7 protein-coding genes are annotated in these 13,424 nt (G+C 41.6%); 5 read left to right on the top strand and 2 right to left on the bottom strand.

Features of this window, described 5'->3' with window-relative positions; genetic code table 11:
* Positions 1–5 precede the first annotated feature (5 nt).
* Positions 6–1,343, bottom strand: coding sequence for a polysaccharide biosynthesis protein (locus DW650_RS07505; protein ID WP_117919363.1), 1,338 nt, complete (start codon positions 1,341–1,343; stop codon positions 6–8).
* Positions 1,344–1,414: 71 nt separating this feature from the next.
* Between DW650_RS07505 and DW650_RS07500 the strand changes: the two genes are divergently transcribed.
* From DW650_RS07500 to DW650_RS07490, 3 genes are all read left to right on the top strand, one after another.
* Positions 1,415–2,575: a cysteine desulfurase family protein gene (locus DW650_RS07500; protein ID WP_118209516.1), complete on the top strand. Its 1,161-nt coding sequence runs from the start codon at positions 1,415–1,417 to the stop codon at positions 2,573–2,575.
* 219 nt (positions 2,576–2,794) lie between these two features.
* Positions 2,795–3,445, top strand: coding sequence for an HAD family hydrolase (locus DW650_RS07495; protein WP_118209515.1), 651 nt, complete (start codon positions 2,795–2,797; stop codon positions 3,443–3,445).
* A gap of 159 nt (positions 3,446–3,604) precedes the next feature.
* Entirely contained in the window at positions 3,605–4,474 is an 870-nt protein-coding gene (locus DW650_RS07490; RefSeq protein WP_118209514.1) for a hypothetical protein, read from the top strand.
* Positions 4,475–4,525: 51 nt separating this feature from the next.
* Here the strand turns inward: DW650_RS07490 and DW650_RS07485 are convergent, their stop codons facing one another.
* Complete coding sequence (locus DW650_RS07485) at positions 4,526–6,166, bottom strand: ABC-F family ATP-binding cassette domain-containing protein (protein ID WP_117919354.1); 1,641 nt, start codon at positions 6,164–6,166, stop codon at positions 4,526–4,528.
* Between the two features lie 238 nt (positions 6,167–6,404).
* On the opposite strand from DW650_RS07485, the gene DW650_RS07480 reads away from it, so the two are divergent.
* On the top strand, positions 6,405–9,554 hold the full coding sequence (locus tag DW650_RS07480) for a bifunctional diguanylate cyclase/phosphodiesterase (RefSeq protein ID WP_118209563.1): 3,150 nt from the start codon (positions 6,405–6,407) through the stop codon (positions 9,552–9,554).
* 163 nt (positions 9,555–9,717) lie between these two features.
* Positions 9,718–13,263 carry a pyruvate:ferredoxin (flavodoxin) oxidoreductase gene (nifJ, locus tag DW650_RS07475; RefSeq protein WP_117919352.1) on the top strand — a complete coding sequence of 1,182 codons (3,546 nt, stop codon included), beginning with the start codon at positions 9,718–9,720 and terminating at the stop codon, positions 13,261–13,263.
* Positions 13,264–13,424 lie beyond the last annotated feature (161 nt).

Genomic DNA, 13,424 nt, shown 5'->3' with positions numbered 1-13,424 from the left:
AATAATTATTGATTTAAAGATGTTTTACGCAGCAGTATAAGAATGGAGAGAAGTGCCGTGGCTGCCTGGCTGACAAGGATTCCCCAGAGATAGCTTCTGATCCCGAAGGTGGGGACAGCAAGCAGAACAAACAGAATTCTTATAGTGCAGGAAATCAGGTTTAATTCAAATGTGATGCCGGGATGTCCGAGACCATGCAGGATACTGCTTAAGGTAGAACTCAGATACAGAAATGGACAGAGCCAGCCGAGAGTTGCAATGAATGTTCCGGCAAGAGCATTTTTGAATAGAAAATTGCCGAGAAAATTTCCGGTGATAAGAAAGCCGGCGGTTGAGATAAAACCAAGCAGAAGGCAGGATTCAATTGTTTTTTTTATGGTGTAGAGGATTTTGTCTCTTTTGCCGGCAGCCTGTGCTTCCGATATCGTAGGGAGCAGTAAGACGGAAACGGAATTTGTGAGAACGGAGGGAAACATGATGACAGACATTGCCATTCCAGTGAGAATGCCATATACGCTGAGTGCTTCTGATTGTGTATAGCCAAATGCCAAAAGACGGTTTGGCAGCATAACATTTTCAAACCCTGCAAATAGATTTAAAACGATACGGTTTGAAGTTAATGGAACTGCCATGGAGAGCAGATTTCTGGTGCAGGTATACAGATAGTTCCTGTTTTTTCCGGCTGTATGCTGATTTGTACCTGAAATGCGGAAAACACTTACAGATACCAGTGTGCTTGCCATCTCACCACAGACGATGCCCCAGACGACCATGGAAAGTGTTAGAGATCTTCCTTCACTGATAGCGATCTGATACATCAGATAAACGCTTCCAACGCGTGCTAATTGCTCTGTCAACTGGCAGAGTGAAGGGACGGCAGTTTTTTTCAGCCCATAATAGTAGCCGTTGATGCAGGCATGGATGCAGCAGGGGATAAAAGAAAAGGAAAGAACAGAAAGAAGAGGGATACACCGTTTATCCCCCAGCCAGGAGACGGCAATGAAATCTGCATAATGATAGAGAATAAGGCCACAGAGCGCAGAAAGGCACAAGGACATGACAAGCCCGATCGAGAGATAGGTTTTTGCCCCTGTGCCGTTTTTTTTACCAATTTCCATGGAAACAAATTTGGATATGGAAGTCTGGATTCCGGCGGCGGTGAATGCAAAACAAATAGCGGTTACTGGTGCGATGAGCTGATAAATACCCAGACCTTCTGCACCAATGGTACGTGATAAGAATATTCTATAGAAGAAACCTATGATGCGGGTAAGGATTCCGGCAAGGGTGAGAAAGAGGGTTCCGGTTAAGAGCGTACTTTTGGTGGAAGATAATTTTTTCAATAGAAACCTCCAAAGTCAGCCGGAAAATCCGGACTTAGTTCATTTTAATATATGAAGGAAGCGGGGAGAAAATGAATCAAATTGAAAATAAAGAGAAGGTAATTTATTTAGATAACGCTGCAACTACAAGGATGTCAGAAGAAGTAAAAGAGGCGATGAATCCGTATCTGGAAGAAAAATTTGGAAATGCGTCTACAATGTATGGATATGGGGAAAAGTCGAGACAGGCAATGGAAAAGGCAAGGAAAACCATTGCTGATACACTCGAGGCAAAGCCGTCAGAGATTTTTTTTACATCAGGTGGCTCGGAATCGGATAACTGGGCAGTAAAATGTATTGCCGGAGAGTATAAACATAAGGGAAAACATATTATCACAAGTAAGATCGAACATCATGCGATATTAAATTCCTGTAAATATTTAGAGGAACTTGGATATGAGGTGACCTATCTGGATGTGGATGAATATGGAATGGTATCACCGGAAGCGGTGTATCGTGCAATCAGGGAGGATACGACACTGATCACGATCATGTTTGGAAATAATGAGGTTGGGACGATTGAACCGGTTTTTTCAATTGGCAAAATTGCAAGAGAAAAAAATGTACTGTTCCATACGGATGCTGTGCAGGCATATGCGCAGGTTCCGATCTCCGTGCGTTATTATCCGGTAGATCTTTTAAGTGCGAGTGCCCATAAATTTCACGGGCCAAAAGGTGTTGGATTTTTGTATATCAGGGAAGGCGTGAAGATTCCGTCATTTATTCATGGAGGATCACAGGAAAAAGGAAAACGTGCCGGGACAGAGAATATTGCCGGAATCGTTGGGATGGGAAAAGCAGCAGAGATCACCGCGAAAAATATGCGCACGGGAATGTACCGTGAAACAATGCTGCGCAATTATCTGATCGAAAAGATCATGCATGAGATCCCGGATGTCCGTGTCAATGGACACAGAACAAAAAGACTTCCGGGAAATGTATCTGTCAGTTTCCGGGGGGTAGATGGGGCATCCCTATTAATCCTTCTGGATGAAGACGGAATCTGTGCATCCGGCGGTTCTGCATGTAATACGGGAGAGAGCAGGATATCCTATGTGATAAAAGAACTTGGGGTTCCGGAAGATTATGCTGCGGGAACCGTCCGTATGACGCTTTGCAGGGATACGAGGCGTGCGGATATTGATGCGGCAGTGGAGTCCTTAAAACGTAATATCGAAAGACTGAGAGACTGAGGATTGGATGTTTATAAAATTTGATATGCAGTGTGAAAAATAACATTTTTCACATGCAAGATTTGTGCTTATGCACAGACTTGATATGCGCAAAAGATAGCGTAAAAATGGGGATTTTATGAAAATATGTGCGATAAAAATAAAATATCAGGAAAATAAACGTACAGAAAAAAGAATGGTATGTTACAATAGAAAAAACAAAAGAAAATGGAGAAAACAATGAGACCGGAATATATTTTTATGGATCTGGATGGAACGATTTCAGATCCGAAAGAGGGAATCACAAAGGCGGTGGCACATGCACTTTCGTATTATGGAATCCAGGTTGAAAATTTAGATACATTAGAGAAGTTTATTGGACCACCGCTTCTGGATTCTTTTCAGGATTTTTATGGATTTTCAGAGGAACAGAGCCGGGAGGCAGTCGGAAAATACAGGGAATATTTCAGCAGGCAGGGTCTTTTTGAGAATGTTTTGTATGATGGAATGAAAGAATTACTTGCGGAAGTTGCTTCACTGGGAAAAAAGATTGTGATCGCGACATCAAAACCGGAAGTATATACTGTACAGATCCTTAAGTATTTTGAAATTGAGCAATATTTTTATTTTGTTGCAGGAAGTACATTAGACGGCAGCAGAAGTAAAAAAGGTGATGTGATCCGCTACGCTCTGGATTCACTTAAAATCACTGCTGATCAGGCAGTAATGGTGGGAGACAGAAAACATGATGTGATTGGTGCAAAAGAAAATGGCATGTATGTGATCGGTGTTTTGTATGGTTATGGTGACAGAATGGAACTTGAAACTGCCGGGGCAGACTGTATTGTTGCGGATATGAATGAATTGAAAGTAAAATTAAATAATATATAAGTAAAATTAACTAAAATTAACTAAAATTAACTAAAATCACAACTAAATATATGGGAAAATGGTACTAAATCATATAAAAGAACTTGATGGCAGCAGAGTACTGTGGTAAAGTAAAAATGGTTATTTACAAAACAAGGAGGAAAACAAGGAGGATTGGTTATGAAAACCAGAAAAACAATTTTTCACAGAGCTGTTTGCATGTTTTTGACAGCAGTTATGGCAGTTACGTTATTTACAGTGGCAGCTCCGACAGAGGCACAGGCAGCCGGATTTTCTTTTAAGGGGAATGGAAAGTCTACAGTTACAATTAAAGATACACAGTGTTATAGCGGACGGAATTTGAAGGTAAATTATATCAAATTCAAACCATCCGTGACTGGTACGGTAACTTTAAAGTTTAACTGCAGTTCTTCTTATTACAATAATTCCCAGGGGTATGTTACATTTTGCAATAAAAATAAAAAGACGATCGGTCAGCAAAATGAAATCTGGAGAAATGATTATGCCGGCAAGATTTACAATACCACAACGTATGGTGTAAAGAAGAATACTACATATTATTTTGCAGTGCAGTGTAATGCAGGTACAAAAATCACAGCTACTGTAAAAGCTATTAAAGATTCATCTGCAAGTTCAAAATCAAAAGCAAAAACACTTTCAAAAGGAAAGAAAGTGACAGGTGTTATTGCATACGGTGACAGTAAGGCAGACTGGTATAAAATCAAACTGACTAAGAGTGCTAAATTGGATCTGTATTATCTCGCAAACACAAACGGAACAAATGAGAAAAATGGTTTTAAGATAACTTTCTATAATAAAGATGGAAAAGTATTTTCTGGTAAAAACAATGGAAAAAAAGTTTCTGCTATTTCAAAAGTTACCAGATTATATCCGGAAGATGGATGGTATATCAGTTTGGCAAATGGTGGAACAAAATTTGATCTGCCGTCTGGTACATACTACATCAAGGTAGAGCGTATGAGCAAAGCGTCATCTGGTTCTTATACATTAAAATGGACCACATTTTAGGAAAAATTAAAAACAGCACTGCCAGATCTTATTCTGGTCAGTGCTATTTTTTTAGTTATCGTTCTCGTCGTCAGAAGACATACTGTATACCTGACGTTTTCTTGCCATCTCATCATTTTCAAGATATTCATCATAAGTAGAAACTTTATCAATAAATGTTCCGTCCGGCAGAAATTCGATGATTCTGTTTGCAGTGGTCTGTACAACCTGATGGTCACGGGAAGCAAAAAGGACAACTCCCGGGAATTTGATCAGACCATTATTTAATGCAGTGATAGATTCCATGTCCAGATGGTCAGTCGGCTCATCTAAGATCAGAACGTTTGTAGCCATGATCATCATGCGGGAGAGAAGTACACGTACTTTTTCACCACCGGAGAGAACACGCATTTTTTTGGTTCCATCTTCTCCTGCAAAAAGCATACGGCCGAGGAATCCGCGTACGTAAGTTGCATCTTTGATCTCGGAGTACTGTGTCAGCCAGTCAACGATCAGAAGATCTGTATCGAAAATCTCTGTATTGTCTTTTGGAAAATAGGACTGACTTGTGGTGACACCCCATTTATAAGAACCGGAATCCGGTTCCATTTCTCCGGTAAGTATTTTAAAGAGTGTGGTTTTTGCCAGTTCGTTACCGCCGACAAAAGCGATCTTGTCATCATGTCCTACGATAAAGGATACATTGTCGAGCACTTTCACACCGTCGATGGTTTTCGTGATGCCTTCTACCGACAGAACCTCATTACCGATCTCACGGCTTGGACGGAAATCAATGTACGGATATTTACGGCTGGAAGGACGGATCTCATCTAACTGGATCTTCTCTAAAGCACGCTTTCTTGAGGTAGCCTGTTTGGATTTGGAAGCATTTGCAGAGAAACGGGAAATAAAGTCCTGTAACTCTTTGATCTTTTCTTCTTTCTTCTTGTTGGCTTCTTTCATCTGTTTTACGAGAAGCTGGCTGGATTCATACCAGAAGTCATAGTTACCTGCATACAACTGGATCTTACCGTAATCGATATCTGCAATGTTTGTGCAGACTTTGTTTAAGAAATAACGGTCATGGGATACCACGATAACAGTATTTTCAAAGTTGATCAGAAATTCTTCCAGCCAGTTGATCGCATCAAGATCTAAGTGGTTAGTCGGCTCATCGAGAAGCAGAATGTCAGGATTGCCGAACAGCGCCTGTGCAAGTAAGACTTTTACTTTTAAAGGACCAGGCATGTCAGCCATTTGTGTGTAATGTTCCTCTGTCGGGATACCAAGACCATTGAGGAGCGTTGCAGCATCGGATTCTGCATTCCATCCGTCCATGTCAGCAAACTCTGCCTCAAGTTCGCTTGCACGGATACCGTCCTCATCCGTAAAATCCTCTTTCATGTAAATTGCATCTTTTTCTTTCATAATATCATAGAGGCGTTTATTACCCATGATGACAGTATCAAGAACCGTATATTCATCATATTTGAAGTGATCCTGCTGCAGGAAAGAAAGACGCTGTCCCGGTGTAATGGTAACGTCACCTCCGGTCGGTTCTAACTGTCCGGATAAAATTTTTAAAAAGGTAGACTTTCCGGCACCGTTTGCACCGATAAGACCGTAACAGTTTCCTTCAGTAAACTTAATATTGACGTCTTCGAACAGGGCTTTTTTACCAATTCGAAGCGTAACGTTATTTGCACTGATCATAGTTGTTATTCTCCTGATTTGTTAATATTGAGTGTGCGGATGCTGTTGCAAACCGCTATAATACCGTAATTGCACCAATTCGTATCATACTAGAAAAGTGTGGAGATTGCAACCGAAACTTCCTAGAAACACTTTTATTTCTGACAAAATTTGCTATAATGGAAAATAGAATGTGTATACAGAATCGGAAAAGAAATTGTATGGAAAAGTCAGATTTACATACTTGAATGGAGAAAAAATGGAGAAGGCAAACGTAAAGGGACTGATATATGAATTTCCGATGGGGGTTGCAGTATTAAAAGGTGGAAATTCATTACAGGTTGAGATCGCAAATGCAGAATTTATGAAAGCAGTCGGTCATGGAGAATGTACGGAAGCAGACAGAAGCAGGGATTTCTATGACTGTATTTATGGGCAGGATGCAGGTGCTTTTGAGGACATGATCGAAAAATGCAGGGAGAAGAAAAAGGCAGAAGAGATCGAAATAAGAATCATTTCGGGACAGGGGCAGATCTGCTGGGTAAAATTCTGGTGCAGTATTTATTATTATAAGGATGCGGTGCCATACTATCTTTTGATCTGTAAAGATACCAATGACCAGAAAGCACTCGAAGATGAGCTGTTTTTATTAAATGAGCAGTATTCCATGTTAGAGGAAGTGACGGATGATGTGCCGTTTGAATACGATGTGGAGGGAAAACGATTCAGAGTCCCACATAAATATCATATAAACGGACGCCTGAAAAAAGATGGTCAGGATTATATGGGAATTGAAGAGTGGCTTGATTTTATACATAAAGAGGAACAGCCGCTATATCGGGAAGTAATTCAGAATGCATCCGCAAAGGAAATGTCTGGATCGTTTGATTATCGGATGAATACCGCCCTTGGAGGGGGAGTGCCACAGTACTGCTGGTATCGGACTGTGTACCGGAGTATAAGGGGAACAGATGGAAGAATTTTAAAGATTATCGGGAGAAGTTATGATATCAGTTCCGACAGAAAGATTCAGGAACAGCTTTCCGAAGAGATGCGGAGAGATCCACTGACACATCTTTATAATAAAGTGGCGACCGGTGAAGAGGTGGAACGGATATTAAATAAGTATCCGGAAGAAACACATGTATTGTTTCTGATCGATATCGATAATTTTAAGAATATTAACGATACGTTTGGACATACGGTAGGCGACACCGTGATTTCAGATATTGCATTAACTTTAGAGGAACAGTTCCCGGATAATAAACTGGTGGGAAGAGTCGGCGGAGATGAATTTCTGGTTCTGATGGATAATACGACAATAAAACAGGCAGAACAAAAAGCAAAGGAACTCTGCCGGCATGGAGATAAAAAGCTGGTTGGAGATGATGCGGTCATCTATGTGACGATGAGTGTGGGACTGGCGGTATCGGGACAGGATGGAGACAGTTATACAGATCTGTTTGATCAGGCGGACCGTGCCATGTATGAGATCAAGCGGAGTGGAAAAAGTAATTACGCATTCGCCGGAAAAAATAAGAACAGTCATACGAAACGCGAAATAGATACCTGTGGAAAAGACATGGACTTTGAAAAAAAGCAGGGAATGGACAAAGAATTTTTAAATACTGCATTCCTGCTTTTATCACATGCGAAAGATCTGAATGGTTCCTTAAATGTGCTGCTTGAGAGGATTGGCAGACGGTATCACCTGGATATGGCAGCTGTTTTTGAATATGATGAAGAACTTTCAAAAATGACGCTGACAAACTATTGGAGCACCTTCGGACAGATTTATGAAAAAAATGTCATAAAACCGATCCGGACTGAAGTGGCAGAGGCAGGCAGCGGGGATTTTGTAATATTGAATGATACAGATGAGACACACTATCAAAGGCTGTCACTTGAAAACTGGAATACGGGAGAAGAACGTATCACACAGATCGCTGTGGCAAAATTTGAATGTTCCGGTAACCGGACCGGGGGATTGTATTTTGGTGTGCGGAACAGACAGAACTATTTTGAAAACGCAGACCGCACAACGTTTTGCGAACTTGCAAGGATAACGTCTGTGTTCGTGTCGCTGAGAAATAAGTTAAGGGATGATCAGAAGGAGATCCGCCATTTACAGAATATAGACCAGCTGACGGGATTATATAATTTAGAAGCGTTTAAAAATAAAATGAACAATATTCTGAGTGAGACCTGGAATACCGGAAAAGAACAGGAACACTATGCGCTTATACATGCAGATATCGACAAATTTTCTTATGTCAATGAAAATTATGGGCAGCAGACAGGGGACACTATTTTGAAAGATTTTGCGGCGCGGCTTATGAAAAATAGCAGGATTCTTCTGGCATGCCGGATGTATTCCGACTATTTTATCCTTCTTTTAAAAGGAAAAGATCAGGCTGAAATCGAAAAATTGGTGGCATGGGGCACAGAATATTATGAGCAGAAATTAAAGAAAAAATATCCTTTCGGAACGCTCAGGCTGTCGGTTGGAATCTGTCACATTGAAAATCTGAATGAAAAATTTGACACGATATTAGAGAGTGCAAATATGGCACGCAAACTGGTAAAGGAACAGGGCGGTGCAGGAATCTGCGTTTATAAAGAAGAGATGCGTGCAAAACGTGATGATGAGATACAGATCACAGGACGCTTTTATGGAGCCATGCAGCAGGGGGAGCTTGAAGTTTACTTACAGCCCAAATTTAATTTAAAAGACCGGAAAATATACGGTGCAGAAGCACTTGCAAGATGGCGGACGAAGTCCGGGGAGATGATCATGCCGGGAAGATTCGTTCCCCCACTTGAAAATACAGGCTATGTGGTGGATCTTGACTTCTATATTTATGAACAGCTTCTTAGGGCAATGCGAAGATGGAAACAGGCAGGAAAAGAGCTGTTTACAATATCTACCAATTTTTCGCGGCGCAATTTTGAAAATGGAAGCAGAAATTTTGCAGACCGTTTAAAACGCATGGCGGATCATTATGGCATTGATCCAAAATATATTGAAGTGGAAGTTACCGAGAGCGTTGTGGTGGAAAATGTGGATGAATTAAAGGTGGTGCTCGCAGAACTTGAAAAATCCGGATTCCGTATCGCGATCGATGATTTTGGAACAGGGTATTCTTCACTTGGTGTTCTGCTTGAGATACCCGCTGATGTGGTGAAGATCGACAAAACTTTTACAGACCGGATCAATCTGGAAGAACAGCGCAACTTTGTTTCGCAGATGGGGAATTTTATACATTCGGCAAAAGAAGAAGTAATATTTGAGGGGATTGAAACGGAAGAACAGCTTCAGTTTTTGTGCAGCTGTGGCTTTTTGTATGGACAGGGATATTTATTTGACAGACCGATCCCGCTAAAAGAATTTGAAAGGAAATATATGTGAGATTGCACTTGTTTTTGTACAGTCAAAGACCTTTTCTTTTGATAAATTCTATGCTAAAATATGACTTAAGTCGATAAATTGTATCATTTTGTGCTTTTCACACAGGAGCATAAGAGAGATACAGTATGACATTTTATTTTTTTAAAATAAGGAGGAATAAGTAATGTCCAGAGCAAAACAGTCAATGGACGGTAATACCGCCGCAGCTCATGTAGCTTATGCGTTTACAGATGTTGCAGCTATTTACCCAATTACACCATCCAGCCCGATGGCAGATACCGTAGATCAGTGGTCTGCAGCAGGACAGGAAAATATTTTCGGTAATCAGGTAAAGGTTGTGGAGATGGAATCTGAGGCAGGTGCAGCAGGTGCCGTTCACGGTTCTCTTGCAGCAGGTGCTTTAACAACCACCTTTACAGCTTCTCAGGGTCTTTTATTAATGATCCCGAACATGTACAAAATCGCAGGTGAGCAGCTTCCATGTGTATTCGATGTATCTGCACGTACAGTTGCTACACAGTCTTTAAATATTTTTGGTGATCACAGTGATGTATATGCCTGCCGTCAGACAGGTTTCGCTATGTTATGTGAGACCAACCCACAGGAAGTTATGGACTTAAGTCCGGTTGCTCATCTTGCAACAATCGAAGGAAAAGTTCCATTCATCAACTTCTTTGATGGTTTCCGTACATCCCACGAGATCCAGAAGATCGAGAAATGGGATTACGCTGATCTGAAAGAAATGTGCAACATGGACGCAGTTGCTGCATTCCGTGCACATGCATTAAATCCGGAGCATCCGGCTATGCGTGGTTCTCATGAGAACGGAGACGTTTTCTTCCAGCATCGTGAGGCTTGTAACACAGCTTACAACGAGTTACCGGCAATCGTTGAGAAATACATGGCTAAGATCAACGAGAAGTTAGGAACAAACTACGATTTATTCAACTACTACGGAGCAGAAGATGCTGACCGTGTTATCGTAGCTATGGGTTCTGTAAACGACGTAGCAGAAGAGGTAATTGATTACTTAACAGCTAAGGGTGAGAAAGTCGGACTTATCAAAGTTCGTTTATATCGTCCATGGGTATCTGAGGCATTCTTAAAAGTTCTTCCTAAGACAGCTAAGAAAGTTGCTGTTCTTGACAGAACAAAAGAGCCAGGTGCACTTGGTGATCCGTTATACTTAGATGTAGCAACCACACTTCGTGAGGCAGGTCTTGATACAATCGTATTAACAGGCGGCCGTTACGGATTAGGTTCTAAAGATACACCACCTTCAAGTTTATTCGCAGTATACAAAGAGTTAGAGAAAGATGCTCCAAAGAGCAGATTCACCATCGGTATCGTTGATGATGTTACTAACTTAAGTTTACCGGAAGTTAAACCGGCTCCTATCACTGCAGCAGAAGGTACAGTTGAGTGTAAATTCTGGGGTCTCGGCGGAGATGGTACTGTAGGTGCTAACAAGAACTCTACCAAGATCATTGGTGACCACACAGATAAATACATCCAGGCATACTTCCAGTATGACTCCAAGAAAACTGGTGGTATCACAATTTCCCACTTAAGATTTGGTGACAAACCAATCAGAAGCCCGTATTACATCAACCAGGCAGACTTCGTAGCATGCCACAACCCATCTTATGTAACAAAAGGATTCAAGATGGTACAGGATGTAAAACCAGGCGGAGTATTCATGATCAACTGCCAGTGGTCAGATGAAGAATTAGAGCATCATTTAAATGCTGCTGCTAAGAAATACATCGCTGACAACAACATTCAGTTATATACCATCAACGCTATCGATAAAGCTATCGAGATCGGTATGGGTAAACGTACTAACACAATTTTACAGTCTGCATTCTTCAAATTAGCAAACGTAATGCCAATCGAAGAGGCTGTAGATTTCATGAAACAGGCTGCTAAGAAATCCTATGGTAAGAAAGGTGATGCAGTCGTAGAGATGAACTACAAAGCAATCGACGCTGGTGTTGATGCAGTTCATAAAGTAGAGGTTCCGGCTTCCTGGTCTAACCCGGCAGCAGATCCGGCTCCTAAGAAATTAACAGGTCGTCCAGAGACAGTTAAGATGGTAGAAGATTTAATGAACCCGATCTCCTTAATGGATGGTGATTCATTACCAGTTTCTGCATTCATGGGCAACCCTGATGGACAGTTCGAGCATGGTGCAGCAGCATACGAGAAACGTGGTACAGCTGTAACAGTTCCTACATGGAATGCAGAGAAATGTATCCAGTGTAACCAGTGTGCATTTGTATGTTCTCATGCAACAATCCGTCCGTTCATGTTAAGTGAGGATGAAGTAAAAGCAGCTCCTTCCAATATCAAAGTTGCTGATACAAAACCAAAGGCAAGCGAGTACAAATACACAATGAGCGTATCTCCATTAGACTGTATGGGATGCGGCGAGTGTATCACAGTATGTCCGGTTGGTGCTATCGAGATGGTTCCACAGGAATCTCAGGCAGACGAGCAGCCAGTATTCGATTACTTAGTTGCTAACGTAAGCAAGAAACCTGGTATGCCGGCAGACAACACTGTAAAAGGTTCTCAGTTCAACCAGCCATTACTTGAGTTCTCAGGTTCTTGTGCAGGATGTGCAGAGACATCATACGCTCGTTTGATTACTCAGTTATTTGGTGAGCATATGTATATCTCCAATGCAACAGGATGTTCCTCTATCTGGGGTGGTCCGGCTGCTACATCACCATATACAGTAAACAAAGACAGTAAAAAAGGACCGGCTTGGGCTAACTCCTTATTCGAGGATAACGCTGAGCATGGTTTAGGTATGCAGATTGGTCAGGAAGTATTACGTGATCAGGCTATCGCAAGCGCTGAGAAATGTGCTGCTTCTGACAAAGCAAGCGCTGAGTTAAAGGCTGCATTTGATAAATTTGTTGAGACAAAGAACGATACAAAAGCAAATACACCTGCAACAGAAGCTCTTGTAGCAGAGTTAGAGAAAGCTGCAGCAGCTGGATGCCCAGACGCTAAGGCAGCTCTTGATAAGAAAGATTACCTCGCTAAGAAGTCCGTATGGATCTTCGGTGGTGATGGTTGGGCATACGATATCGGATTCGGCGGATTAGATCATGTTCTTGCTTCCGGACATAACGTAAATGTTATGGTATTCGATACTGAGATGTACTCCAATACAGGTGGTCAGGCTTCTAAAGCTTCCAACATCGGTGAAGTTTGTCAGTTCGCTGCTGCTGGTAAAGATATCGGCAAGAAGAGCCTTGCAGAGATCGCTATGAGCTATGGTTATGTATACGTAGCACAGATCGCTCTTGGTGCAAACATGGCTCAGGCTGTTAAAGTTTTAGCTGAAGCAGAAGCTTACAACGGACCTTCTTTAATCATCGGTTATGCTCCATGTGAGTTACACGGTGTTAAAGGCGGAATGAACCACTGCCAGGATGAGATGAAGAAAGCAGTAGCTGCTGGTTACTGGAACTTATTCTCCTTCAATCCTGCACTCAAAGCAGAAGGAAAGAACCCATTTACATTGACATCTAAGCCAGGTGATGGTTCTTACCAGGATTTCCTGAACAACGAAACACGTTACAGCCGTCTGACAAGATCCTTCCCAGAGAGAGCACAGAAACTCTTTGCTGCATCTGAGGAAGCTGCAAAGGCTCGTTATGAGCACTTACAGAGACTGGTTGAGCTTTACAAATAAGCTGCAGATCTTGTCTGAATTGATGTAAATTTCCAAAGCCCGGAAAGGTATAAGCCTTTTCGGGTTTTTTGTAAGTCAGAAGCTGGTGATAAAATAAACTTTTGGTTACAGGATTATAACTGGAGCATGGAACAGATAGCAGGCGGTCCAATAGATAAGAT

It is taken from the genome of Roseburia sp. AM23-20, assembly GCF_003470905.1.
GTDB classification, from domain to species: domain Bacteria; phylum Bacillota; class Clostridia; order Lachnospirales; family Lachnospiraceae; genus Roseburia; species Roseburia rectibacter.
The sequence above is the reverse complement of the archived record's forward strand: the minus strand, read 5'-3'. Positions and strand labels throughout refer to the sequence as shown.